The sequence below is a fragment of the Klebsiella sp. P1927 genome (genome assembly GCF_018204675.1).
Classification (GTDB): domain Bacteria; phylum Pseudomonadota; class Gammaproteobacteria; order Enterobacterales; family Enterobacteriaceae; genus Klebsiella; species Klebsiella pneumoniae.
Genome location: NZ_CP073377.1, coordinates 2,792,512 through 2,817,723, shown reverse-complemented (window position 1 = coordinate 2,817,723; position 25,212 = coordinate 2,792,512). Strand labels below are relative to the sequence as shown.

At 52.7% G+C, this 25,212-nt stretch carries 30 protein-coding genes and 3 pseudogenes; 26 read left to right on the top strand and 7 right to left on the bottom strand.

What is annotated here, in order from left to right; all coding sequences use genetic code 11:
• Positions 1–2 precede the first annotated feature (2 nt).
• From KB892_RS14335 to KB892_RS14315, 5 genes are all read left to right on the top strand, one after another.
• Complete coding sequence (locus KB892_RS14335; protein ID WP_001548453.1) at positions 3–224, top strand: CII family transcriptional regulator; 222 nt, start codon at positions 3–5, stop codon at positions 222–224.
• A gap of 85 nt (positions 225–309) precedes the next feature.
• Positions 310–1,170 carry a replication protein gene (locus KB892_RS14330; RefSeq protein WP_004201117.1) on the top strand — a complete coding sequence of 287 codons (861 nt, stop codon included), beginning with the start codon at positions 310–312 and terminating at the stop codon, positions 1,168–1,170.
• The gene (locus KB892_RS14325) at positions 1,167–2,015 is read left to right on the top strand and encodes an ATP-binding protein (protein ID WP_004201118.1); all 849 of its coding nucleotides are present in this window, start codon (positions 1,167–1,169) and stop codon (positions 2,013–2,015) included. The genes KB892_RS14330 and KB892_RS14325 overlap by 4 nt, the downstream gene beginning before the upstream one ends.
• Positions 2,012–2,314 (top strand): MarR family transcriptional regulator, encoded by a 303-nt coding sequence (locus tag KB892_RS14320; RefSeq protein ID WP_004218528.1) that lies wholly within the window; start codon positions 2,012–2,014, stop codon positions 2,312–2,314. The genes KB892_RS14325 and KB892_RS14320 overlap by 4 nt, the downstream gene beginning before the upstream one ends.
• A gap of 55 nt (positions 2,315–2,369) precedes the next feature.
• A complete protein-coding gene (locus KB892_RS14315) occupies positions 2,370–2,615 on the top strand; it encodes a hypothetical protein (RefSeq protein WP_004196831.1) in 246 nt (81 codons plus the stop codon).
• 207 nt (positions 2,616–2,822) lie between these two features.
• Here the strand turns inward: KB892_RS14315 and KB892_RS14310 are convergent, their stop codons facing one another.
• Positions 2,823–3,851 carry a hypothetical protein gene (locus tag KB892_RS14310; RefSeq protein WP_004218530.1) on the bottom strand — a complete coding sequence of 343 codons (1,029 nt, stop codon included), beginning with the start codon at positions 3,849–3,851 and terminating at the stop codon, positions 2,823–2,825.
• Between the two features lie 109 nt (positions 3,852–3,960).
• On the opposite strand from KB892_RS14310, the gene KB892_RS31670 reads away from it, so the two are divergent.
• The 12 genes from KB892_RS31670 (at position 3,961) to KB892_RS14250 (ending at position 10,720) form a co-directional block, all read left to right on the top strand.
• On the top strand, positions 3,961–4,239 hold the full coding sequence (locus KB892_RS31670; RefSeq protein WP_004243011.1) for a hypothetical protein: 279 nt from the start codon (positions 3,961–3,963) through the stop codon (positions 4,237–4,239).
• 132 nt (positions 4,240–4,371) lie between these two features.
• Positions 4,372–4,839, top strand: a complete 468-nt coding sequence (locus KB892_RS14300; protein ID WP_004218531.1) for a recombination protein NinB — start codon at positions 4,372–4,374, stop codon at positions 4,837–4,839.
• Positions 4,820–4,987, top strand: coding sequence for a NinE family protein (locus KB892_RS14295; RefSeq protein ID WP_004243010.1), 168 nt, complete (start codon positions 4,820–4,822; stop codon positions 4,985–4,987). Before KB892_RS14300 ends, KB892_RS14295 begins: the two co-directional genes overlap by 20 nt.
• On the top strand, positions 4,984–5,652 hold the full coding sequence (locus KB892_RS14290; RefSeq protein WP_004218532.1) for a metallophosphoesterase: 669 nt from the start codon (positions 4,984–4,986) through the stop codon (positions 5,650–5,652). The genes KB892_RS14295 and KB892_RS14290 overlap by 4 nt, the downstream gene beginning before the upstream one ends.
• Positions 5,645–6,283, top strand: coding sequence for a recombination protein NinG (locus KB892_RS14285; RefSeq protein WP_004218533.1), 639 nt, complete (start codon positions 5,645–5,647; stop codon positions 6,281–6,283). Before KB892_RS14290 ends, KB892_RS14285 begins: the two co-directional genes overlap by 8 nt.
• Complete coding sequence (locus tag KB892_RS14280) at positions 6,280–6,420, top strand: YlcG family protein (protein WP_004218534.1); 141 nt, start codon at positions 6,280–6,282, stop codon at positions 6,418–6,420. Before KB892_RS14285 ends, KB892_RS14280 begins: the two co-directional genes overlap by 4 nt.
• A complete protein-coding gene (locus tag KB892_RS14275; protein ID WP_004232548.1) occupies positions 6,420–7,109 on the top strand; it encodes a bacteriophage antitermination protein Q in 690 nt (229 codons plus the stop codon). The genes KB892_RS14280 and KB892_RS14275 overlap by 1 nt, the downstream gene beginning before the upstream one ends.
• 225 nt (positions 7,110–7,334) lie before the next feature.
• Positions 7,335–8,381 (top strand): IS481-like element ISKpn28 family transposase, encoded by a 1,047-nt coding sequence (locus KB892_RS14270; RefSeq protein WP_022644626.1) that lies wholly within the window; start codon positions 7,335–7,337, stop codon positions 8,379–8,381.
• A 478-nt stretch (positions 8,382–8,859) separates the two neighbouring features.
• Positions 8,860–9,159, top strand: a complete 300-nt coding sequence (locus KB892_RS14265; RefSeq protein ID WP_024940884.1) for a phage holin family protein — start codon at positions 8,860–8,862, stop codon at positions 9,157–9,159.
• Entirely contained in the window at positions 9,156–9,695 is a 540-nt protein-coding gene (locus KB892_RS14260) for a glycoside hydrolase family 108 protein (RefSeq protein WP_004218565.1), read from the top strand. Before KB892_RS14265 ends, KB892_RS14260 begins: the two co-directional genes overlap by 4 nt.
• Positions 9,692–9,979 (top strand): DUF7940 domain-containing protein, encoded by a 288-nt coding sequence (locus KB892_RS14255; protein WP_062955100.1) that lies wholly within the window; start codon positions 9,692–9,694, stop codon positions 9,977–9,979. Before KB892_RS14260 ends, KB892_RS14255 begins: the two co-directional genes overlap by 4 nt.
• Before the next feature lie 36 nt (positions 9,980–10,015).
• Positions 10,016–10,720: an IS6-like element IS26 family transposase gene (locus KB892_RS14250; RefSeq protein WP_001067855.1), complete on the top strand. Its 705-nt coding sequence runs from the start codon at positions 10,016–10,018 to the stop codon at positions 10,718–10,720.
• 54 nt (positions 10,721–10,774) lie between these two features.
• Here the strand turns inward: KB892_RS14250 and intI1 are convergent.
• Positions 10,775–11,395, bottom strand: a pseudogene (intI1, locus tag KB892_RS14245) (class 1 integron integrase IntI1); the annotation flags it as partial.
• Between the two features lie 145 nt (positions 11,396–11,540).
• Here intI1 and KB892_RS14240 point away from each other — a divergent pair.
• The 9 genes and pseudogenes from KB892_RS14240 to KB892_RS14205 all read left to right on the top strand — a co-directional run bounded on the left by KB892_RS14240 (position 11,541) and on the right by KB892_RS14205 (position 19,326).
• Positions 11,541–12,379, top strand: a pseudogene (locus KB892_RS14240) (AadA family aminoglycoside 3''-O-nucleotidyltransferase).
• A 116-nt stretch (positions 12,380–12,495) separates the two neighbouring features.
• Positions 12,496–12,843, top strand: a complete 348-nt coding sequence (locus KB892_RS14235; RefSeq protein ID WP_000679427.1) for a quaternary ammonium compound efflux SMR transporter QacE delta 1 — start codon at positions 12,496–12,498, stop codon at positions 12,841–12,843.
• A pseudogene (gene folP, locus KB892_RS14230) lies at positions 12,837–13,394 on the top strand (dihydropteroate synthase); the annotation flags it as partial. The gene KB892_RS14235 and the pseudogene folP, both read left to right, overlap by 7 nt.
• Positions 13,395–13,458: 64 nt before the next feature.
• Positions 13,459–14,163, top strand: a complete 705-nt coding sequence (locus KB892_RS14225) for an IS6-like element IS26 family transposase (protein WP_001067855.1) — start codon at positions 13,459–13,461, stop codon at positions 14,161–14,163.
• A 5-nt stretch (positions 14,164–14,168) separates the two neighbouring features.
• Positions 14,169–14,678 (top strand): recombinase family protein, encoded by a 510-nt coding sequence (locus KB892_RS14220; protein ID WP_004152779.1) that lies wholly within the window; start codon positions 14,169–14,171, stop codon positions 14,676–14,678.
• Positions 14,679–14,755: 77 nt separating this feature from the next.
• Complete coding sequence (locus KB892_RS31155) at positions 14,756–15,178, top strand: site-specific integrase (RefSeq protein ID WP_004152776.1); 423 nt, start codon at positions 14,756–14,758, stop codon at positions 15,176–15,178.
• A gap of 894 nt (positions 15,179–16,072) precedes the next feature.
• On the top strand, positions 16,073–17,560 hold the full coding sequence (gene ltrA / locus KB892_RS14215; RefSeq protein ID WP_004178082.1) for a group II intron reverse transcriptase/maturase: 1,488 nt from the start codon (positions 16,073–16,075) through the stop codon (positions 17,558–17,560).
• Between the two features lie 79 nt (positions 17,561–17,639).
• Positions 17,640–18,059: a translesion error-prone DNA polymerase V autoproteolytic subunit gene (locus tag KB892_RS14210; RefSeq protein WP_002901812.1), complete on the top strand. Its 420-nt coding sequence runs from the start codon at positions 17,640–17,642 to the stop codon at positions 18,057–18,059.
• Position 18,060: 1 nt separating this feature from the next.
• Positions 18,061–19,326, top strand: a complete 1,266-nt coding sequence (locus tag KB892_RS14205) for a Y-family DNA polymerase (protein WP_002901813.1) — start codon at positions 18,061–18,063, stop codon at positions 19,324–19,326.
• 75 nt (positions 19,327–19,401) lie between these two features.
• Here the strand turns inward: KB892_RS14205 and KB892_RS14200 are convergent, their stop codons facing one another.
• The 5 genes from KB892_RS14200 to KB892_RS14180 form a co-directional block, all read right to left on the bottom strand.
• Complete coding sequence (locus KB892_RS14200; protein ID WP_022644628.1) at positions 19,402–20,301, bottom strand: FRG domain-containing protein; 900 nt, start codon at positions 20,299–20,301, stop codon at positions 19,402–19,404.
• A 114-nt stretch (positions 20,302–20,415) separates the two neighbouring features.
• Complete coding sequence (locus KB892_RS14195) at positions 20,416–21,087, bottom strand: SOS response-associated peptidase (protein WP_002901815.1); 672 nt, start codon at positions 21,085–21,087, stop codon at positions 20,416–20,418.
• Between the two features lie 204 nt (positions 21,088–21,291).
• The gene (sapB, locus tag KB892_RS14190; protein WP_002901816.1) at positions 21,292–22,257 is read right to left on the bottom strand and encodes a putrescine export ABC transporter permease SapB; all 966 of its coding nucleotides are present in this window, start codon (positions 22,255–22,257) and stop codon (positions 21,292–21,294) included.
• Entirely contained in the window at positions 22,254–23,897 is a 1,644-nt protein-coding gene (sapA, locus tag KB892_RS14185) for an ABC transporter substrate-binding protein SapA (RefSeq protein WP_002901817.1), read from the bottom strand. Before sapA ends, sapB begins: the two co-directional genes overlap by 4 nt.
• A 333-nt stretch (positions 23,898–24,230) precedes the next feature.
• Positions 24,231–25,139: an SDR family oxidoreductase gene (locus tag KB892_RS14180; protein WP_004231410.1), complete on the bottom strand. Its 909-nt coding sequence runs from the start codon at positions 25,137–25,139 to the stop codon at positions 24,231–24,233.
• Between the last annotated feature and the right edge of the window lie 73 nt (positions 25,140–25,212).

The following is a 25,212-nucleotide window of genomic DNA, read 5'->3' as shown; positions in this document are numbered from 1 at the left end:
AAATGGAGAGTTCAACGACACGCAACAAAGTGGAGGCTCGCAGGATAGAAAGCTGGTTACACAGCCAGATAGCTGAACTGGGAACCACGAATATCGCCAAAGTGGCCGGAGTGAATAAGTCGACGGTGAGTCGCTGGCGGGAAAGTCTGCTGCCGAACATGTCGCTGCTGCTGGCCATCCTGATTTCTAACAGGCCGGGAGAGAAAGGTGATTTTGAAGCATGAGTGGGAACAGAAAGGCGAAAGCCGCGGTGGTAGGACACCAACGGCTTTCTACGCGAATTAACTGGATCAATTCACAGGAGTAATTATGGCAAATACTGCCGAAGTAATCAATTTCCCTGTGCCTGTCGTGGCACTACAGGAGCTGCGCGTGGCAGATCTCGACGATGGGTTTACGCGCATCGCCAATGAGCTCCTTGAAGCTGTCATGCATGCGGGTTTGTCGCAGCATCAGCTTTTGGTGTTCATGGCTGTCATGCGCAAAACATACGGCTTCAACAAGAAATCTGACTGGGTTAGTAACGAGCAGATCTCCGTGCTGACCGGCATTCTTCCGCATAAGTGTTCAGCTGCAAAAAGCGCTCTGGTTAAGCGTGGGATATTAACCCAAACCGGTCGCGTAATCGGGATTAATAAAGCGGTCAGCGAATGGTCATCTTTACCCATAAAAGGTACAGAAAAGAAACCTTACCTGAAAAAGGTAACATTACCCGAATCAGGTAAGAAAAGTTTACCCGAATCAGGTAACGCCTATTACCCGAATCAGGTAAACACAAAAGACAAACATACAAAAGACAATAAAGACAATATTAATAACCCCCCTAAATCCCCCCGGGCGGTTTCGTTCGATGCGTCAGCTGTTCAGTTGCCTGACTGGCTTTCTGCAGAAATCTGGTCGTCATGGGTGGCATACCGTCGCGACCTGAAAAAGCCGATCAAGTCTCAGCAGACCGTCACCCAGGCTATCAACCTGCTGGACCGTTGCCGGCTGAACGGTTACTCCCCTGACGAAATTATTAACCAGAGCATCGCTAATGGCTGGCAGGGACTTTTTGAGCCGAAAGTTGCCAAGGCGCAGCGCCGGCAGGAGTCCCGCGTCACTGAGCGGTTCGCTGACAAAGACTACGGCAAAACCGAAATTCCGAACTGGATGAGGGATCAGCAATGAACCTGGACGAAAGAATCACCCTGGTCGAAAAACAGCTGCAGGAGCTGTCACAGCCAGCGCTGGACATCCCAAACACCGAAGTCATTAAGCAGTTAGTGGTCTGCGAAAAGCACGGCGACTATGAGCAACGCCAGCGCGTATCAACTGGCCTTGTCCGTCTGCCAGGTGCGCCGACAAGCTGCCCGGGATGCCTGAAAGATGAGCTCGTTTTCCTGCGAAACGAGAAGGCCAAAACGGATGACAGAACTCGCACTGCGAATGTTGAACGCCTGATGCTGGAGCTCAAGGTCCCGGCCCGGTTTGAAGCCTGCACGCTGGATAACTACCTGCCGGTGAGCGAAGACGCGGAGTTTGCGCTGAAAGTCTGCCGAGCGTATGCCACCCGCTGGCCAGATCGACGGAAGAACGGCGGCGGCCTGGTTATGTGCGGCAAACCCGGCACGGGAAAAAACCACCTGGCTTATGCAATTGCGAAAAGCGTTATCGCAGAACACCAGAGCCCGGTTGTGTTCACCACCGCGCTGAAAATCGCCCGGGAGTTTAAATCCACTTGGTCAAAGACGGCGACCCGCTCCGAGGAAGACGTGATCCGCTTCTTCACCAAGCCGGACCTGCTGATTATCGACGAGGTAGGCATTCAGTTCGGCAGCAAAGCCGAGGAGATGATCATGTTTGAAATCATCAACACCCGCTACGAGCGCCTGAAACCGACGATCCTGATCAGCAACCTGCCGAAGGATGAGCTGACGCAGTTTATCGGCGAGCGCGTCATCGACCGCATGAACGACGGCGGAGGCTGCACGATTTCGTTTACCTGGGACAGCTATCGGGAGAACCGGTCATGAAAAAGAACTCTGGCAAACAAGCCGTTATTAACTTCATCGGCCAGCACCCTGGCTGCAGCTTTCAGGATATCCGCCGCGGTACCGGGCTTGACTCTTCAGTGGTCAATTCCTCCCTGTGGCAGATGCACCGTGACGGCCAGGTTAAGCGTGAGGGAGAGTGCAGGAGCTATCGCTACACCCTGATCGACACGACAGCCGTAACCGAAAGCGATCCATCTGTTCAGTATCGCCAGCGTCCTGGAGGCGTAAACCCAATGACCAACCTGTTTAACCAGTGCCTGGCGGGAGTAAGGAAATGAACATCTCAACAATTAACGAGCTCATCACCTGCTCGGCGAACGGGTGCGGAACGTGATGGCGGATACTGACAACGAGCATGATTTAACTGTCGACTTCGCTCGTAATATCCTCCTGCAAATCGGCTGTAAACCTGTGCAGATTGTTAAGCGAGTTTATTCAGAAGCTGAGTTTGAACGCCGTCGTCAGTCACTGATGAAGCGCTTGCCAAAGAAACAGACAATTCGAATGGGTGCATATCGTGGCGTAATCATGTCATCACTGGCCAGGCCAGAAACAAAATTTGGACAGGCCTGGCTTTGAACAGCTGAGCGCACCGGAGTACAAGGTGCGCCTGATGGACAGCCGGAAAATTCTTTAGGATAAAGAAGAGATCAAAGAGACGTTGGGTCGGTCGCCGAACAACGCTGATGCTTATGTGCTGACCTATGCTTACCCGATGATGAAGAAACAGTTCAACACGACGGGGCTGCAGCAGGGGCGCGTCATAACTGTTTACGCCCCTTACTTTTAGTGAGAATTTCTAAATTTCTGCTCGTGATCTAGCCCTTTGCTTACTAGTTCCTTTATATCGCTTTTTAACATGAAATACCCTTCATTGCTCCTACCTCTGGTAGGGTCATCAGATTCAACATAACTAAAAATCTGAGTGGTTTTTTCTTCTAATTCCTTAAATATTTTTCTGTAATTTTCGCACTCAACTTTATACATATCAAGCATTACCATGTTGCTGAAGTAAAATGCATATTTTTGATTTGTTTCATCAAGTTTGCTATTAATCAGAGATTCCTTTGTGGTTAAAAGGTTTTCTAATTCTATATTTCTATTTATTATTCGCTCAATTCTCTGGACGCTTTCCCTTTCTGGTGCGACTTTTTCTTGGAGTAAGGTTATTTCTTCAACAACTCCTTTTCTTCTCTTTTCTTGCTCGCTTAAAATCGTTTCCATACTTTGCTTCTGCTTTTCAAGTTGAGCGACTTCAGTTTTTAGCGTGGCATGCTGGGTTTGCAATTCTTTAATGTTATATTTTGACTCTGCTGCTCTTTCTGCTGTTGAGAATTTTGTCTCCTCTGTTTTCGATCTTTCAACTGCTCTGAGCCCCTCATTTTTTTCAAACTCTGTAATTATAGCACCCTGAAGCTGGAGTCTCTTAACCTCCTTTTCAGAATCTACTTTCTCAATGCGGAAAGAAATACCCTTATGAATTAGTGTAAGAACCCAAGAGAAAACAGGGTAGCTAAGGGTGAAAAATATTGAGAAAAATAAAGGAAACCATAAGCTATGTGTGTGGGGTATGCTAAAAGACGTAAATGGTATAAGGGTATTGTCAGGGATTGATTTTTTTATAAATTCTATTTTCTTTAAAACATCATCATCCGAAAGTAGCATGTAAGCAATTTTATTCCAGTTCCAGTAAACCCAGGATATAATCAAACTTCCAAAAAATGGATTTTTTGCCCTATATACAAAAGCCTCTTGGACTGGTGTAATTATTGCATCTTTAACTGATGAAACAACATCCTTCAACGATTCGCTCATTATGTGTAACCAGATTGGTAATTGTTGTTAACCAATAATAACCAACTGTAGTTGTTAGGAATAGTCCAAACGAGCAAAAAAATGCTCGGACGAGCCTGGAGAAACAGGGATGATGGAAAGTGCCGCCCTTGGCTGGGTGTCACAGATTTTACAGCATAAAGTCATCGCAATGGCGTCCTGCTGTAAAAGGGCGATGGTCAGAAAGGGAACAACTGCCACCGCCAAACATGCACTGGAACGACCGGGAGAAGAGCATCAAGTTACCCCGCGCATCCGATCCGCGCTATCTGGAAATGGCAGAGCAGAACGCCAAGAAATAGCGATTTTCTCGTATATGCTCATTTTGCTTTTATCCCCGGGAAGGGCGATAATTAATTTGTCAGCCTGAGCAACTGACACGATTATCTGGCGCCAAGTGGGGACACATGGCGCACAAAACCGTACAGCAATTCCTATCACCGATGGCGAAAGCCACCGGCGATTTTCTGTATTCAGCGTTTGACCTCTGCGGAGGTGAAGCGTGAAGCAACAATTCTGCCTTATCAACGACCACGTTAAGCGTAACGTCGTCAACTTCATCCAGTCTCTGCCTGTAGACCACCGATCGCCGCTGATTATCGAGGCGCGCGAAGAAAGCCGCACCGACAAACAGAATCGTCTCATGTGGCCACTTTTGAAAGACCTGAGCGATCAGGTGATCTGGCACGGTGAAAAGCTGGAGCCAGCGGAGTGGAAAGACCTCATTACCGTACTGGTCAGCCAGATGCAAAACCCGGAGCGTAAGCAGAAATCCGCCCCTGGCATCAACGGCGGCCTCGTCTACTTCGGCGTTCGCACCTCTCAATCCAGCAAGCGCTACATGGTCGAGGTAATCGAGGCGATCTACTGGTTCGGCACCGAGCACAATGTGAAGTTTAGCGAGAAGTCCAGCAGTCGGATTGCGTGGGCCCAGGAATGGAGGGCTTCGCATGCACAGTCTGCTCGCTAAGGTCATGGAGCGCGGTATTTTCCGCGTGCCAGCGCGCCGCAAGCGCAAGGTAGAAGTAAAGCCTTCCGATATCCCCACCTTTCACTATACGGCTCACCTGGCAGATGTCCGCTGGTTGCGCCGCGCTGCCAGAAGGAAAATCGCATGAGCCTTTACCGAAGCATTAATGGAGCTATCTGGCGCAACATCTGGGTTGTTGGCGATCTGCATGGTTGCCATACGCTGCTGATGAACGAGCTGGAAAGGGTCAGTTTTGACCCATTGTGTGACCTACTGATCTCGGTAGGTGACCTTATCGATCGCGGTGCGGAAAACGTCGAATGCCTTGAGCTAATCGCAATGCCCTGGTTTATGGCTGTAAGAGGGAACCATGAGCAGATGATGCTCGACGGACTATCCTCTTCCGGAAACGTGTATCACTGGCTCGCTAACGGTGGCGGATGGTTCTTTAACCTTGACTACGACAAAGAACGCCTGGCTATCGCGTTGGCCCATTTAGTTGCAGGTTTGCCACTCATCATCGAGGTAATGACCGAGGGTAAGAGGGTGGTGGTCTGCCATGCTGATTACCCTCATAACGAATATGCGTATGACAAGCCCGTCGATGCAGAACAGGTGATCTGGAATCGTGAGAGAGTGAGCGCGGCTCAGGATGGGATAGTGAATGAAATATCCGGTGCCGACCTGTTTATTTTTGGGCACACCCCGGCACATCAGCCAATCCAGTACGCCAATCAGATGTATATCGATACCGGGGCTGTATTCTGCGGCCGTCTGACCTTGGTGCAGATCCAGGGTGGTGATCATGCGTAAACCAGCACGTCGTAAATGCGCCCACTGCCGCGAATGGTTCCATCCTGCCCGGGAAGGGCAGGTGGTATGCAGTTTTGAATGCGCCAGCGAGATCGGCAAAAAACAGACAGCAAAAGCCCGGGAAGCAGCGAAGGCCAGAGCGGTGAAGCGCCAGCGCGAATTCGAGAAGGAGGGGCGCCAACGTCGCCGAGCTAAGCGTGAGTCATTCAAGACAAAGGCTCAATGGGATAAAGAGGCTCAGTCAGCCTTTAACCGGTACATTCGCATTCGTGATGAAGGTAAGCCCTGCGTCAGCTGCGGAAACCCGCTTATCGGCAAGAGCAACTACCTGACCGGCAGCGCTATTGATGCCAGTCATTACCGTTCCCGTGGCGCGGCGTCGCACCTGAAATTCAACGTGTTCAATGTCCATTCCGCATGCACCCGCTGCAATCGGCAGTTGAGCGGCAACGCCGTTGAATACCGCATTCACCTGATTGAACGCATTGGCCTGGATCGCGTTGAGCGCCTTGAGGCTGATAACGAGCTGCGCCGGTTCGATATTCCATACCTGCAGCGTATCAAATCCATATTCACCCGCAGAGCCCGCGCACTGGAGAAGCGCCGCGCCCGCCATCAGGAGGCCGCATGAGCCGTGACGTTATCGAACGCATCCGCGAACGCTGGCAAAAACTTCGCCTCTGCCGGCACCGCGGCACCGTACTGGTTGACTACCGCATACTGAGAAACTTTGTCCGCATCTATCAGACCCTGGGAGAGACAGCATGATTAATACCCAATACCTCCAGTATGTTCGCCAGCAGCTGATAGTGGCCACCGCCGATCTGAGCGGTGCGACGAAAGGGCAACTGGTAGCCTTTGCAGAAAACGCGCAATTCACCGCTACGGCGCGCAGCCGGGGAAGGAAGAAGGTTTATAGCGAAGTAAAGCAAAAAATGGTTAACCCGGATGGGCCGCCGATGAGCGGCAGCCAGTCCCGCGCTAAGGGTTCATCAATCGCTCTCGTTCTGCCCGTTGAATATTCGACGGCAAGTTGGCGACGGGCTCTGCTGTCGCTGGAAGACCACCAGAAAGCGTGGCTGCTGTGGAACTACAGCGATAATATCCGCTGGGAACACCAGGAGACGATCACCCGGTGGGCATGGGGGCAATTCAACGAAAAGCTGGCCGGCGTGCGCATTGCAAAGAAAACAGTCGATCGCCTGCGCCAACTTATCTGGCTGGCCGCGCAGGATGTCAAAGCCGAGCTGGCAGGGCGGGAGGCGTATGAATATCAGGCGCTGGCGGAGCTGGTTGGTGTAGCAAAGTCCACATGGACAGAAACCTACCTCCCTCATTGGCTGGCGCTGCGCAGCAGTTTTGTGAAGCTTGATAGCGACGCTCTCATATCGGTAACGCGATCACGTTCACAACAAAAGGCGACAAATTTAGATGTAAGTCTTGCAAAACCGAACTGAAAGGCATATATTTCATGTAAATCTGATATCGTCGCCATAGCTTCGATTGTCGACACAAAGAATTCAAGCCCGAGGTTAACGCCTTGGGCTTTTTGCTTTCCGGCGACACGACAGGGGTATTCGCGAGATGCATTGCATCAGTACCCCTGTCACATCGTCGTAGAGCATGTGTAAGTTCACACAGATATTGCAATTGCCTCAGAACACTAAAGGAGGGATTGCCAGATGTTGATGCAGCATATCGGTGTCGGCTATTTTGGGTATTACCGAGCAACTGCTTATGCGATGAAACACTCTCTTATGCCCGAGATTGCGAAGTTAAGAATGAAGGCTCTGAACTTCTGGGATAAGCACGGGATCCGTGCCGCAGCTGATGCTTTTGACGTATCAACGCGAACACTCTACTGGTGGCGCCGGTTACTGCGCACCGGTGGTCCAGAAGCACTAATTCCAAGAAGCAAAGCCCCTCTGGTTCGCCGTTCAAGGCACTGGCATCCTGATGTACTCAAGGAGATCAGGCGTCTGAGAACTGAGTTACCCAATCTCGGCAAAGAGCAGATTTTTGTCAGGCTGAAACCATGGTGTGAAGCGCGGCATTTTACCTGTCCCAGCACGTCAACCATTGGAAGAATCATTGCTGGTGCTCACGATAAAATGCGGATGATCCCCGTACGCCTCAGCGCCAGGGGCAAAGCCCGGTTGATAAAAAAACGCTCAGTGAAGCCCAGAAGACCAAAACAATACCGCCCGGTAAAAACAGGCGAACTCATAGGGATGGACGCGATTGAACTCAGGATGGGGGACCTACGCCGCTATATCATTACCATGATCGACGAGCACAGCGACTATGCGCTGGCCCTGGCGGTCCCTTCACTCAACAGCGATATTACCAGCCATTTCTTCAGCAAGGCCACAAAGCTCTTTCCTGTCGCTATCAGACAAGTTGTCACTGACAACGGTAAGGAGTTCCTCGGTAACTTTGATAAAACGCTACAGGAAGCCTCGATTAAACACATCTGGACCTATCCGTACACACCGAAAATGAATGCGACCTGTGAGCGATTTAACCGGACACTTAGAGAACAATTTATTGAATTCAATGAATTGTTGCTTTTTGAGGACCTGAATTTGTTTAATCAAAGAATGGCTGAATATCTGGTGCTGTATAACAGCAAAAGGCCACATAAATCACTCGAACTGATGACGCCAGTGGACTATATTTTACGTGAGAGTAAAAATTGCAATATGTGGTGGACCCATACAGAGCATTGAAACGAGTTTCATCAGATGTTAAATTTTTGGTGTGGTGAATCCCCCTATGCGGAGGGGCATTGCCAGTCTGATATGTTTTTTTGCGCATTGCGAGTCGTCTGTGGACTGGCGGCGACTTACCGGGAGGCACCCGGCACCACACCTAATAAAAAATGATGATAGCTGTAAGGCCCACTTCGGTGGGCTTTTTCTTTGGGCAAAAAAAAGCCCGCATGGTTTCATGCAGGCAAGGCAGTTACATTTAGATTTTGTCCCGGTATATGTTTTTTGTCCGGAAGTCGAAAGATACTGTCTCGAATACATTTTGTAAATAACGGATTCAAATCACAAGGCCATGCATTTGCATGGCTTTTTTATTATCAGGTCCCGCGGAAATCATCACCGACATGCTTCGTTGTTAAATCCAGCCTGACGGGCCTGACCTTCTCACACACAGCTTCCCGATCTTTCATCGGAGGCGGTAACTATGGCTAAGCGTATGCAAGACAAAGAGAGCATTGCCGGGATGTCCTGGCTGGTTCTGCTGATCATTGCTTGCTGGGGTGGACTTGTCCGCTACCTGATAGATGTGAAGCAGAGCAAGGCAACATGGAGCTTGATCAATGCTCTTGCCCAAATGGTGGTTTCAGGGTTTACCGGCGTTATTGCTGGCCTGGTGAGCATTGAAAGCGGACTGAGCATTTACATGATTCTGGCAACCGCGGGGATAAGCGGCGCGATGGGCTCCGTAGCGCTCACGTATTTCTGGGAACGAATCACCGGAGTGAAAGCACAATGACAGCAGACCAGATTATCGAGGGGATCCTCGGCAAGGAGGATGGTTATGTCGATCATCCGTCGGATAAAGGCGGGCCGACCCGCTGGGGCATCACGCAGACCACCGCCCGTGCACATGGCTACACCGGTGATATGCGGAACCTGCCCAGGGAAACAGCAAAGCAAATCCTGCTGAGCGATTACTGGACCGGCCCCCGGTTTGACCAGGTGGCAGCTCTATCTACGTTACTGGCAGATGAGCTTTGCGACACTGGCGTGAACATGGGGCCATCTGTAGCCAGTAAGTTTTTCCAGCGCTGGCTGACCGCAATGAATATGCGCGGAAAGCTGTATCCCGATCTGATTCCGGATGGCGCCATTGGTCCCCGAACCATCACCGCGCTTAAGGGATACCTTTCCGCCCGCGGGAAAGAGGGTGAACAGGTTCTGGTGCGTGCGCTGAACTGCAGCCAGGGTGCCAGATACCTCGAACTGGCGGAGGGCCGCGAAGCCAACGAGGATTTTCTCTACGGCTGGGTTAAGGAGCGTGTCCTGTGAAGATGATCATTTTCGCTTTGCTTGTGCTGGTGGCTGTGCTCGTTCTGTTACTTCTGCGCAAATATACCCGGCTGGAGTTCGTAGGGCATGCCAGCTTGCTGCTGAAAACGTGGTCTGTAAAGCTGGGAGCTATCGGCGCGCTGGTTGGTGTATGGGCGCAGTCGTTCCCGGATGCTGCGCTGCACGCCTGGGCGGTGCTGCCGCCGGATATCAAAAACATCCTGCCGCCAAACATCGTTGCGTTGATTAGCCCTGCGGGCACTGTTGCAAATAGTCGGTGGTGATAAACTTATCATCCCCTTTTGCTGATGGAGCTGCACATGAACCCATTCAAAGGCCGGCATTTTCAGCGTGACATCATTCTGTGGGCCGTACGCTGGTACTGCAAATACGGCATCAGTTACCGTGAGCTGCAGGAGATGCTGGCTGAACGCGGAGTGAATGTCGATCACTCCACGATTTACCGCTGGGTTCAGCGTTATGCGCCTGAAATGGAAAAACGGCTGCGCTGGTACTGGCGTAACCCTTCCGATCTTTGCCCGTGGCACATGGATGAAACCTACGTGAAGGTCAATGGCCGCTGGGCGTATCTGTACCGGGCCGTCGACAGCCGGGGCCGCACTGTCGATTTTTATCTCTCCTCCCGTCGTAACAGCAAAGCTGCATACCGGTTTCTGGGTAAAATCCTCAACAACGTGAAGAAGTGGCAGATCCCGCGATTCATCAACACGGATAAAGCGCCCGCCTATGGTCGCGCGCTTGCTCTGCTCAAACGCGAAGGCCGGTGCCCGTCTGACGTTGAACACCGACAGATTAAGTACCGGAACAACGTGATTGAATGCGATCATGGCAAACTGAAACGGATAATCGGCGCCACGCTGGGATTTAAATCCATGAAGACGGCTTACGCCACCATCAAAGGTATTGAGGTGATGCGTGCACTACGCAAAGGCCAGGCCTCAGCATTTTATTATGGTGATCCCCTGGGCGAAATGCGCCTGGTAAGCAGAGTTTTTGAAATGTAAGGCCTTTGAATAAGACAAAAGGCTGCCTCATCGCTAACTTTGCAACAGTGCCCTGCGGCCCTCGGCCTGGTCCTTCAGCCACCATGCCCGTGCACGCGACAGCTGCTCGCGCAGGCTGGGTGCCAAGCTCTCGGGTAACATCAAGGCCCGATCCTTGGAGCCCTTGCCCTCCCGCACGATGATCGTGCCGTGATCGAAATCCAGATCCTTGACCCGCAGTTGCAAACCCTCACTGATCCGCATGCCCGTTCCATACAGAAGCTGGGCGAACAAACGATGCTCGCCTTCCAGAAAACCGAGGATGCGAACCACTTCATCCGGGGTCAGCACCACCGGCAAGCGCCGCGACGGCCGAGGTCTTCCGATCTCCTGAAGCCAGGGCAGATCCGTGCACAGCACCTTGCCGTAGAAGAACAGCAAGGCCGCCAATGCCTGACGATGCGTGGAGACCGAAACCTTGCGCTCGTTCGCCAGCCAGGACAGAAATGCCTCGACTTCGCTGCTGCCCAAGGTTGCCGGGTGACGCACACCGTGGAAACGGATGAAGGCACGAACCCAGTGGACATAAGCCTGTTCGGTTCGTAAACTGTAATGCAAGTAGCGTATGCGCTCACGCAACTGGTCCAGAACCTTGACCGAACGCAGCGGTGGTAACGGCGCAGTGGCGGTTTTCATGGCTTGTTATGACTGTTTTTTTGTACAGTCTATGCCTCGGGCATCCAAGCAGCAAGCGCGTTACGCCGTGGGTCGATGTTTGATGTTATGGAGCAGCAACGATGTTACGCAGCAGGGCAGTCGCCCTAAAACAAAGTTAGACATCATGAGGGTAGCGGTGACCATCGAAATTTCGAACCAACTATCAGAGGTGCTAAGCGTCATTGAGCGCCATCTGGAATCAACGTTGCTGGCCGTGCATTTGTACGGCTCCGCAGTGGATGGCGGCCTGAAGCCATACAGCGATATTGATTTGTTGGTTACTGTGGCCGTAAAGCTTGATGAAACGACGCGGCGAGCATTGCTCAATGACCTTATGGAGGCTTCGGCTTTCCCTGGCGAGAGCGAGACGCTCCGCGCTATAGAAGTCACCCTTGTCGTGCATGACGACATCATCCCGTGGCGTTATCCGGCTAAGCGCGAGCTGCAATTTGGAGAATGGCAGCGCAATGACATTCTTGCGGGTATCTTCGAGCCAGCCATGATCGACATTGATCTAGCTATCCTGCTTACAAAAGCAAGAGAACATAGCGTTGCCTTGGTAGGTCCGGCAGCGGAGGAATTCTTTGACCCGGTTCCTGAACAGGATCTATTCGAGGCGCTGAGGGAAACCTTGAAGCTATGGAACTCGCAGCCCGACTGGGCCGGCGATGAGCGAAATGTAGTGCTTACGTTGTCCCGCATTTGGTACAGCGCAATAACCGGCAAAATCGCGCCGAAGGATGTCGCTGCCGACTGGGCAATAAAACGCCTACCTGCCCAGTATCAGCCCGTCTTACTTGAAGCTAAGCAAGCTTATCTGGGACAAAAAGAAGATCACTTGGCCTCACGCGCAGATCACTTGGAAGAATTTATTCGCTTTGTGAAAGGCGAGATCATCAAGTCAGTTGGTAAATGATGTCTAACAATTCGTTCAAGCCGACCGCGCTACGCGCGGCGGCTTAACTCCGGCGTTAGATGCACTAAGCACATAATTGCTCACAGCCAAACTATCAGGTCAAGTCTGCTTTTATTATTTTTAAGCGTGCATAATAAGCCCTACACAAATTGGGAGATATATCATGAAAGGCTGGCTTTTTCTTGTTATCGCAATAGTTGGCGAAGTAATCGCAACATCCGCATTAAAATCTAGCGAGGGCTTTACTAAGCTTGCCCCTTCCGCCGTTGTCATAATCGGTTATGGCATCGCATTTTATTTTCTTTCTCTGGTTCTGAAATCCATCCCTGTCGGTGTTGCTTATGCAGTCTGGTCGGGACTCGGCGTCGTCATAATTACAGCCATTGCCTGGTTGCTTCATGGGCAAAAGCTTGATGCGTGGGGCTTTGTAGGTATGGGGCTCATAATTGCTGCCTTTTTGCTCGCCCGATCCCCATCGTGGAAGTCGCTGCGGAGGCCGACGCCATGGTGACGGTGTTCGGCATTCTGAATCTCACCGAGGACTCCTTCTTCGATGAGAGCCGGCGGCTAGACCCCGCCGGCGCTGTCACCGCGGCGATCGAAATGCTGCGAGTCGGATCAGACGTCGTGGATGTCGGACCGGCCGCCAGCCATCCGGACGCGAGGCCTGTATCGCCGGCCGATGAGATCAGACGTATTGCGCCGCTCTTAGACGCCCTGTCCGATCAGATGCACCGTGTTTCAATCGACAGCTTCCAACCGGAAACCCAGCGCTATGCGCTCAAGCGCGGCGTGGGCTACCTGAACGATATCCAAGGATTTCCTGACCCTGCGCTCTATCCCGATATTGCTGAGGCGGACTGCAGGCTGGTGGTTATGCACTCAGCGCAGCGGGATGGCATCGCCACCCGCACCGGTCACCTTCGACCCGAAGACGCGCTCGACGAGATTGTGCGGTTCTTCGAGGCGCGGGTTTCCGCCTTGCGACGGAGCGGGGTCGCTGCCGACCGGCTCATCCTCGATCCGGGGATGGGATTTTTCTTGAGCCCCGCACCGGAAACATGGCACTGTTGCAAATAGTCGGTGGTGATAAACTTATCATCCCCTTTTGCTGATGGAGCTGCACATGAACCCATTCAAAGGCCGGCATTTTCAGCGTGACATCATTCTGTGGGCCGTACGCTGGTACTGCAAATACGGCATCAGTTACCGTGAGCTGCAGGAGATGCTGGCTGAACGCGGAGTGAATGTCGATCACTCCACGATTTACCGCTGGGTTCAGCGTTATGCGCCTGAAATGGAAAAACGGCTGCGCTGGTACTGGCGTAACCCTTCCGATCTTTGCCCGTGGCACATGGATGAAACCTACGTGAAGGTCAATGGCCGCTGGGCGTATCTGTACCGGGCCGTCGACAGCCGGGGCCGCACTGTCGATTTTTATCTCTCCTCCCGTCGTAACAGCAAAGCTGCATACCGGTTTCTGGGTAAAATCCTCAACAACGTGAAGAAGTGGCAGATCCCGCGATTCATCAACACGGATAAAGCGCCCGCCTATGGTCGCGCGCTTGCTCTGCTCAAACGCGAAGGCCGGTGCCCGTCTGACGTTGAACACCGACAGATTAAGTACCGGAACAACGTGATTGAATGCGATCATGGCAAACTGAAACGGATAATCGGCGCCACGCTGGGATTTAAATCCATGAAGACGGCTTACGCCACCATCAAAGGTATTGAGGTGATGCGTGCACTACGCAAAGGCCAGGCCTCAGCATTTTATTATGGTGATCCCCTGGGCGAAATGCGCCTGGTAAGCAGAGTTTTTGAAATGTAAGGCCTTTGAATAAGACAAAAGGCTGCCTCATCGCTAACTTTGCAACAGTGCCGGTTTTCGAGGATATGGCCAGCGGGAAGAATGCCCGGCGGCCAGGGTTAAAGCGAGCGCTGCGGCGGCTCCGCCCGGGCGATGTGCTGGTGGTCTGGAAACTTGACCGGCTGGGCCGCAGCGTGCGCGATCTGATTACGCTCGTGTCGGAGCTGCAGGCGCGCGGGGTGAATTTTCGCAGCCTGACCGACAGCATTGATACCAGTACCCCAGCAGGCCGCTTTTTCTTCCACGTCATGAGCGCCCTGGCGGAAATGGAGCGCGAGTTAATAGTGGAGCGTACCCGAGCCGGATTAGCCGCTGCTAGGGAGCAGGGGAGAGTCGGCGGCCGCCGCCGGGTAATGACTGAAGAAGTGGTGGAGCGGTGCCGCCGAATGCTGGAGAACGGCGCTACCCGGCAGCAGGTAGCCGATGTGATAGGTGTAGACGTGAAAACAATCTACAAGTACCTCCCGGCGACTTGAAGACAAAGATTTCACTACTTTTCCTGATATGTTACGTTTGGCTTAATCAATTCATTCAGCTTTGAAAACAGTTTGGTTTGTTCGTGAACGGTAAGAAAACAATAAGTTTTGAGCAATTTTTAACTATTAACAGCAGTCTTGTTTCCATCTCAGATACATGGGCTGACTTGTGGGCGTTAATTTTTCACACGGGTTTAAGCGCTGGAAGGCTGCTGAGTATTCGATATGATGATATTGATGGTGACTTGATACTGATACGAAAACAGGGTCACCTGAAGGAGCTACGTGTTAAATCAACCCCTCCAGTGGAGGCGATGATTGCTCGTAGAAGAGAACGCTATCCAGAAGATGTTTATTTATTTCAGAGTCATTCTAACCGTGTGAAGTACCATCGCCGGCCGGTCACTATAATTGCTTTCAACGCCGCTTTACGTCGCGCCGCTAGATCATTACCAGACGTTAACGTAAGCAGTAGTAGCGCGAGAAACATACCGGACTAACCGCCTGTCCAGTCGCGTGTGGCCGATGTGACAGGCGTGGGGGTGAAGACTATTTACAAATATTTGCCAGTACAATACGGCGATAAAAAATCCCCTTGAGCAGGCACACTCAAGGGGAAAATACTACATAACATCATTGCTGTGTGCGTCTTTGCGCTCGTCTATCTTCCAAGAAGATGCCTAAAGCTTCCAGATATTTCTGGTCTGAGCAGTTAAAACATTGGTTTGGTAGCCGATGTGATAGGGGTGGGAGTGAAGACGATTTATAAATATTTTCCAGCCGGTTAAGTTTGCTCACCTGCGAACCGTATGCAAGAGATCGCAGGTGAGCAATTCGCTATGAGGGCATTGCCATAGCTGAAAAATTTTAACCTCGCATTGTTCGCAAAACCATCAAACAGCTAAGGCCTAAAAACACTTTAAGACTTACCTTACTCGTTACATCAATGTGTTACGGCAATGACATAAATTGATAGCCAGAACCTATATTGATCTGTCGCTCTGTTAAAACTACTGTATATATATTCAGTGTGCGCCGGGAGACCGGTTAGAGATCAAGGGGTGAAAGTCCCCGACCATTGAAGGACCAGCAATCCACAAGGTCCCCGAGTCATGCGTTGCATACCGCGAGGTATGGGGCGAAGCGTTGACAGGGGTGTTGACAGGCCAGCCATTGAGCCACGAAATGTATATTAAATTACCGGGTGCCGACGTTGTACTGTTAACGGAAGGCAACATCATAGGGTGCGATACTGCGAGTGCCACATGGACCCGGCGGGGTCTGAGACCCTGGCATGTCAATACGATCTCTACGCGGGAACCGGGAGATCTCCCCTCTGACCATCTGCCAGTGTCGGAGATGGCCCGCACCGGGAAGACGAGGAGTCATAGCCGGTGATGTACGGAGAGGAGAAGTCGGACTCGCTCATAGTAGCGGCGAAGCAGGCGAACAACCCGAAAGGAGCGGAGTCAGTGGAGCGAAGGAGCGGGGCCAAGGGAAACGCGGAACAGCCACACATGCGCCGGACACAGAGCCGGGAAAGCATGTCACAGAGGCTGTCACGCGTGCGGGAAGCTGCGAAGCAGCGGAAGAAAGAACGGTTTACAGCATTGTTCCACCTGCTGACAGTCGAAGCACTGGAAGCCGCATTCCTCTCCCTGAGCAGGAAAGCGGCCGCCGGAGTGGATGGCATCAGGTGGATGGACTACGCCGGAAACATGAAGAACAACATAACAGATCTGCACCGGAGGCTACATCAGGGCAGCTACAGGGCGCAGCCCGGCAGGCGTCACTACATCCCAAAAGCGGATGGAAAACAACGCCCGCTCGGCATCGCCTCGCTGGAGGACAAGATCGTCCAGTATGCGCTGGTGAAAATCCTGAACGCAGTCTATGAAAACGACTTTATGGGGTTCTCATACGGGTTCAGACCCGGGCGAAGCCAGCACGATGCACTGGACGCACTGGCCACAGGGCTGGTACGCACTAACGTAAACTGGGTACTGGATGCCGACATCAGTCAGTTCTTCGACAGGGTGAGCCACGAATGGCTGATCAGGTTCACAGAGCATCGGATCGGCGACCGGAGGGTAATCAGGCTCATACGTAAGTGGCTCACAGCCGGGACGTCGGAGGAGGGTCAATGGCGAGCAACGGAGGAAGGCACCCCACAGGGTGCGGTCATCTCACCGCTGCTGGCAAACATATACCTCCACTACGTCTTCGATCTGTGGGCGCATCAGTGGCGACGTCGCTATGCCACAGGCAATGTGGTAATGGTCAGATACGCCGATGACATCGTCATCGGGTTCGACAAACGATACGATGCCCGGCGCTTCCGTATAGCCATGCAGCGCAGACTGAGGGAGTTCGGACTCACGGTTCACCCGGAGAAAACCCGTCTGATGGAGTTCGGCCGCTTCGCTGCCGAAAACCGTGCCATCAGGGGAAAAGGCAAACCAGAAACGTTCAACTTCCTCGGGTTCACGCACATCAGCGGGAAAGATCGCAACGGCAGGTTCATGCTGATACGAAAGACCCGCCGGGATCGGATGACGGCAACTCTGAAAGCCATCAAAGACGGTCTGCGAAGGCGCTGGCATTACTCAATCCCCGAACAGGGAAAATGGCTCAGGAGAGTGGTTCAGGGATACCTGAACTATCACTCGGTACCGGGCAACTTCCCCACCATGCAGAAGTTCAGGACACACGTAACAAACCTCTGGCGCCGGGCGCTCAGGCGCAGGAGCCAGAAGGATGATACGACCTGGACGAAAGCAAACAAACTGGCAGCCGCATGGCTACCAAGGGTTCGGGTTCTTCATCCATGGCCTGTGGAGCGGTTCACCGCCAGACACCCGAGGCAGGAGCCCGGTGCGTAAATCGCGCACGCCGGGATCTGTGCGGGGGGTATCCGGTAACGGGTATCCCTACCGCGACATTAATCTGAGCGAGTCAATTATGCAGTTTTACACGCCCGTTGAGTTACGTGAGATCATGCTGATCCCGTTGTACAGTGACCTTGTGCAATGTGGTTTTCCAAGCCCTGCACAGGATTATGTTGAGCAACGTATCGATCTGAACGAGTTGCTCGTTAACCACCCCAGTGCGACGTATTTTGTCAAAGCCGCCGGCGACAGCATGAAAGACGCCGGCATAGGGGAAGGGGATCTTCTGGTTGTGGATAGCTCAAGGACAGCAGTTCATGGCGATATCGTTATTGCTGCTGTGGATGGGGAATTTACCGTTAAGAAGCTGCAGCTGCATCCGCGGGTTCAGCTTAACCCAATGAACCCTGCATATTCGCCAATAGTCGTCGGTAGTGAGGACACTCTCGACGTGTTCGGGGTGGTTACGTACATCATTAAATCAGCTGGCTAAGATGTTTGCGCTTTGTGATGTGAATTCATTTTATGCATCGTGCGAGACCGTATTTCGTCCTGATCTGAAAGGGCGTCCGGTGGTCGTTCTGTCAAACAACGACGGCTGTGTGATCGCCCGCTCGCCAGAGGCGAAGCCCTTCGTCAAAATGGGTGAACCTTATTTCAAGCAAAAGGACATGTTTCGCCGGCACGGTATTATCGCGTTTAGCAGCAACTATGAGCTTTATGCCGATATGTCCAACCGAGTGATGACAACGCTGGAGGAACTCTCTCCACGCTGTGAAATTTACAGTATTGATGAGGCATTTTGCGATCTTACTGGTGTGCGTAACTGTCGCGATCTTACCGATTTTGGCAGGGAAATTCGCGAGACGGTTCTGCGCAGGACGCACCTCACGGTCGGCGTCGGCATAGCCCAGACTAAAACCCTGGCAAAGCTGGCCAATCACGCGGCGAAACAGTGGCAGCGGCAGACCGGAGGAGTGGTGGATCTGTCTAATCAGGAAAGACAGAGGAAGTTGATGGCTTTGCTTCCGGTGGATGAGGTCTGGGGAGTCGGGCGCCGCATCAGTAAAAAACTGGAGGCAATGGGCATTAAAACAGTGCTTCAACTGGCTGATACCGATATCCGTTTTATCCGGAAGCATTTTAATCTGGTTCTGGAGCGAACCGTGCGGGAGCTGCGTGGCGAACCATGCCTCGGGCTGGAGGAGTTCGCGCCGGTAAAGCAGGAGATTGTCTGTAGTCGCAGCTTCGGGCAGCGGATTTCCACCTACGAAGAGATACGCCAGGCGATATGCTTATACGCATCCCGTGCCGCGGAGAAACTCCGTGGTGAACATCAGTACTGCCGCTTTATCTCTGCGTTCGTTAAAACCAGCCCTTTTGCGCTGAATGAGCCGTACTACGGCAATAGTGCATCAGTGAAACTATTGACCCCGACCCAGGACAGTCGGGACATCATCACCGCGGCGACGAAATGCCTCGATGTAATCTGGCGAGACGGGCATCGCTACCAGAAAGCAGGAGTAATGCTGGGGGATTTCTACAGCCAGGGCGTAGCGCAGCTCAACCTCTTCGACGATAACGCGCCACGGAAGAACAGTGAAAAGCTCATGGAAGTACTCGATCATCTCAATGCGAAGGATGGCAGGGGTACGCTGTATTTTGCAGGGCAGGGGATCCAGACAGCCTGGCAGATGAAGCGTGACATGCTATCACCCCGTTATACAACGAGATATTGTGATTTATTAATAGTAAGATGATATTAAAATAACGATTGATATTAGTAATACATTTCACAGGTTGCAAAAAACATTTTTTGCAACCTGCTATTTTAGCTATTTGTATTTTCTCATAACTTGATTAGCTATTCCCTTATATCCAGGGTAAATGCGGGCTTCCCCATAACCTTGTTGAAGTAAGAATTTTAGAAGATCTTTTGCTTTGGAGCATGGTAATGTGAGTTTTAAAAATATTTTTTCTCTATTTTGCGTGTATGGCTCTGGAGGAAGTATATTATCAAGTTTGATATCTAAAGGAGTCCGGTCAACAGGGATTGAAGCATTATCATTATTTGAAAAATCGAATTCAACAGGCATGTGTGTAAATAAGCCTCGTTGCGCAGATAAATTGCTGTTTTCAGAGTATGGAGGGATAATTAATTTTAATTTTAATCGCGAGTTGAGATTTAACCACGTGGACAAATATTCAGCATTGAAGCACCATACTGCCAAATTACCTGAATCATCAGTGACGCCACTTGCTGCAAAGTAGGAAGAAACAAAAGGATCATATGACCAATCCAATAAACGTGTAGGTATACCATAGTGCTGGGCTAATGCTGCGACTTCTAATATATCTTGAGAAAGCCATTCGATTCTACCTTGCTGTGTAAAATTATAGTCATATCTTCCTATTAAAGAATTACGTAATTTTTCTACGTTAGGAACTTTAAGGCCATGATTATCTGCTAACTTGTAAAAGTCCCTCAGAATTATTCGCTCATGCTGAATTTGATGCCATTCACGATCTGAATTTCGCAACTGCCCAGGCACTTTGGTTCTTGGATATTGATTATCAGCTAAATACCTTGAGTTATCTCTCAAGACTGATGGTAATAATTGAAAGCTCTCATCTGAATGCCCTCTAAAAACGTAACCGCTCAAGTTATTATTCCAACTACATAAAAAATTTAGCAAGTCTTTTGCTTCATTAAAATGCTGCTCTGTAGTAATCATTTTTTAAATTCCAAAGTTGTTGTGATTTATAAAAAAAGATGATTATAAATTAGCACACTTCATAGTCTTGCCGAGTATTATGTAGGCTGTCAAGGCAAGATAATAGGAAGATTATTAATTTAGAGGCTCAATCAACTCCGGACCCTGATTCTTTGCGTTACCCACGGCGCGCGTCACGCAGTGCCAGATAAACTTGTCGGCGGACACAGCTCCGTCGGCTGCTATCTTTTCAGCTTCCTTCCCGCCTATATCCTGGCGCATCCATTCGCGCGCTGCTTCCTGCGTCATTACCAGCGGCCGGCGGTCGTGAATATCAACAAGACCCTTATCAGCCGCAGCGGTCACAATCAAAAATCCCTCTGCTTCATCCCCACGCTCGAAAGGTACGCTGCCGATAGCCGCCATAAAAATCGGCTGACCATCCTTACGATGGATGAAATAGGGCTGCTTCTTGTCACCTACACGCTTCCACTCAAACCATCCATCGGCAAAGCAGATCGCTCGACCGTGCTGCCACAGGGGTTTAAACATTCTGCTGTTGGCTGCGGTCTCAACCCTGGCATTAATCAAGGGTGGTTTATCCCACCAGCCGGGTGCGTAACCCCAGTGAACCGGATCGAGGTGCAGCTGTTCGTCTCGTTCGCTCAGAAGCAAAACTTTAGTCCCCGGCGCCACGTTGTACCGGCCGATTGGTTCTGGATCATAGGCGATATCCCGCTCAGCTTCTTCTGCAAGATAAGCCAGGTATTCTTCGCGTGTCTGTGATTGGGCAAATCGTCCGCACATGGTTACCTCCAGTCTTCAGACTGAAAGTATAGAAGGTGTGGGGGAAACGTAGGAAGGGAAGTCCGACAGCCATCTAACTGATGACTGTCGGAGATGACGTCAAAAACATTGTGTACAAAATTGTGTATTAAAATCAGGAAAAATGCACAATTTAAAAATTTAACCCATTGTTTTTAATTGACAAAAATAATTATTTTGTAGGTGCTATCGTAGGGCATACCATTCCTTATGTTTCAGTGGGTTAGCCATGGCACCGAGAATATCGGAAATTACGTTGACAATAATCACCAGCGCGCCAATCACCATCACTCCGGCGGAGATCGCCGCGTAGTCCTGCTGGCGAATAGCGTTGATCAGCCAGCGGCCTAGTCCAGGCCAGCTGAACACCATCTCAGTGATCATCGCCAGGGTGAGCATGGTGGAAAACTGCAGGCCGAGACGCGGGATCACCGGCGGCAGGGCGTTGTGCAGGACATGGCGCAGTAGAATTTTGCGTCGCGACACGCCGCGGGTGGCGGCCGCTTTTACATAGTTAGTGTCATACACCTCGCTGGTGCTAATGCGCATCAGGCGGATCACTTCAGTGGTGGGGGCGACCGCCAGGGTCAATACCGGCAGCACCATATGCCGGGCGGCGCTGACGATCATCTCATGGCGCCACGGCGAGTCCGAAAGCCAGGCGTCGATCAGCGCGAAACCGGTGACGTTTTTCACCTCATACAGCAGATCGAAGCGACCAGAGACCGGAAGCCAGCCGAGGGTCAGGGAAAAGAAGAGGGTCAGGAGCAGCGCCAGCCAGAAGACCGGGATCGAGAAACCGACCAGCGCAACGGCGCTGATCAGGGTATCGGGCCATTTATTGCGCATTACGCCGGCGATCATCCCCACCGGAATGCCTATCAGCAGGGCAAAGCCGAAGGCGAGGATGCACAGCTCCATGGTCGCTGGGAACACCTCGCGCAACTGCTCAGAAATCAGCTGGCCGTTAATGCTGGAGACGCCGAAATCCCAGTGCAGCACCCCTTCAAACCAGAACAGCCACGCATTCCACAGGGAAGCGCCCTGCAGTGGGGCATGAGGGGTGAAATAGCTCAGGCTGAAACCGACAAAGGTCAGAAAAAAGAGGGTGATCAGCAGCAGCAGCAGACGGCGCAGGGTAAAAATAATCATGGCTTCTTCACCTCTTCGGTATTTTCCCGCGATACGCCAGCGAACGAAGCGTTACCGAAAGGGCTGAGCACCAGGCCTTTCATATCATAGCGGTAGGCCTGCAGCCGCAGCGACGAGGCCAGCGGCAGGACCGGCAGTTCGCGGGCGAGGATGCGCTGCGCCTCTTTGTAAGCGTCCATCCGCGAGGAGAGCTGCTGCGAGAGCAGCGCTTTTTGCAGCACGTCGTCAAACTCCCGGTTACACCAGTGGGCAAAGTTGGTTTGCGAGGCGATGGCCGCGCAGCTTAGCAGCGGTCGGAAGAAACTGTCCGGATCGTTACTGTCCGTCGCCCAGCCGGAGAGCGTCAGGTCGTGGCTCATGTCCATCAGGCGCGCCTCCTGGAAACGTCCCTCTACCGGCACAATAATCACCTTAACGCCAATCTGCGCCATATCCGCCTGGATAAGCTCCGCCGTTTTCAGCGGGCTGGGATTCCACGCCTGCGAGCTGGTGGGCACCCACAGCTTGAGGGTCAGGTTTTCCAGCCCCAGGGCTTTCAGGCGGGCGCGGGCCTCCTGCGGATTATATTCGGTAATTTTAGCGTCATTATCGTAGGCCCACGAGGCCCGCGGCAGCATGGACGCCGCCGTCTCCGCGGTGCCATAGTAGATGGACTGCATCAGGCGCTGGTTGTTAATCGCCAGCGCCAGCGCATGGCGCACCTCAGGGTTATCCAGCGGCGGCTTGGCGGTGTTGAAGGCCAGCCAGGCGATGTTCATTCCCGGGCGCAGCGTCAGGCGCAGGCGCGGGTCGTCACGCAGGATCGTCAACTGGCTGGCGGCCGGCCAGGCCAGCACGTCGCATTCTCCGGTTAGCAGTTTCGACAGGCGGCCGGTGCCGCCGGAGCCAAGGTCGACCACCACCTGGGGCATCAACGGTTTGCCGCGCCAGTAGCCGGGGTGGCGCTGCAGGCGAACATATTGTCCGGAGCGGTAATCGGATAGCTGGAACGGGCCGGTGCCAACCGGCTGGCGATCCAGTTGCTCCTGGCGGTCGTCCTGCGTTAAGCGGGCGGCATATTCGGCAGAGGTAATTGACGCATAGTGGGTGGCCAGATGCCAGAGGAACGAGGCGTCCGGCCGCTTGAGGCGAAACTCCACGGTCTGATTATCCAGCTTGCGGACGCTCTCCACGCTGTCAGCAAACTGCAGACTGTCGAAGTAGGGGAAGCTGCTGCCGTTGACGTTGTGCCACGGATGGTCGCGGTTAAAAATACGGCCAAAGGTAAAAATGACGTCATCGGCATTAAAGTCCCGCGTCGGGGTAAACCACGCCGTGCGTTGAAACGGGACGTGGCGGCGCAGGTGAAAGCGGTAGGTGGCGCCGTTATCGAGAACTTCCCAGCTCTCCGCCAGCTCGGGGACCAGCCGGTAGGTATAGGGATCGACGTCAAGCAGACGATCGTAGATCTGAGCGGCCAGCGTATCGACAATCAGGCCGCTGCTGACTTTCTGCGGATTAAAGGTATTAACCTGGCCGCTGACGCAATAGACGAAACCGCTATCGCGGATATCGGCGCGGTCGGGGAGCGCAGGGGCGGCAAAAGCTGGCCCACACAGCAGGGAAACGGCTGCCAGGAGAGATGACAATTTCAGGCGCATATTTTCTGTTTGATTATAGAGCTGAACTCTATCTTATTAAGATTAATAGACATTCACCACCGCCTTCAACAAGCCTGAGGGATAATGCGGTTACCGGGTGCGTATAGTATTCAGTCAATTGATTAAAATAGTCGCGGAACCGAGTCTGTATAGTGAAACATGGTAACTTTTTATCGCCGATATCGCCAGTCAGCTCTGTTTGGCCGCGGTTGACCAAACGGCGACGACGTGCGGACGCTAGAGAATAGATTCAGTATAGCGGGGAGAAAGCCGATGACCCGACGGGCGACTAGCCGTACCCGTCGGGTGTGATACAGGGGGAGCGTGTTTCGATTATTGTGACAGTGTCACTTTATGATAGTCCATATTCTGCAGGTCCTCCAGCAGCCCGGGGCCAACCGGCTGCCACTGCAAGCGCTCGCGGGTCCATGCCGAGCTGGCGCGCAGGTCAAGGGCGGTAAACGGCGCAAACCAGCCGAACCAGGCGTCGACCTGCGACTCATCCAGGTGGGTCAGCGGCAGGTTTAATCCGTGGGCAATTACCGCGGCAATATCGCGTAATGCGATCCCCTCTTCGGCCACCGCATGATAGCGCTCGCCGGCCGCGCCCTGAAGCAGCGCGCTGACATACAGACGTGCGACGTCATCGACATGGGCGGCTGACCAGCGGTTGCTTCCCTCGCCGCGCAGGGCTACCGCCCCGTTGGCGACCGCGCGTTCGATGTAGCAGGTCAGCAGTCCCTGACGCACGGTGTCATGCACCTGCGGTAAGCGGACCACCTTGACATCCACTCCCGCCTCCAGCAACTGCTGGCCGGCGAGCTCTGAGGCGGTGCGCGGGCTGGGGTGCGCTGAGTTGAAGAACGACTCCCGGGCCGGGGCGCCGCTCCCGTCGTCGCCCATCAGCGTGCCGGAGGTGATCACCAGCGGCCGCGTGCTGCCTCGCAGCGCCTGGCCCAGGGCCAGGATCGCCTGGCGGTCTTTCTCGCAGTTAGCGGCAAAGCGGCTGAAGTCGTGGTCGAAGGCGGTATGGATCACCGCGTCGGCGTTCCCGACGCCAGCCAGCAGCGACTCCGGGGCATCCAGCGTGCCGCGATGCACCTCGGCGCCGGCCGCCTTCAGGGCCTGTGCGGTGCTTTCGCTGCGCGCGAGGCCGATAACCTTATGGCCCGACGCCTGCAGCGCCGGAAGAATACGTGAGCCGATAAATCCGCTCGCGCCGGTAAGAAATATACGCATCATGGATCTCCTGAATGGGTTTCAGGCGTATCCTACCTGCGATGTCATACTATAAAAGTAGAGACATTATCGGGGT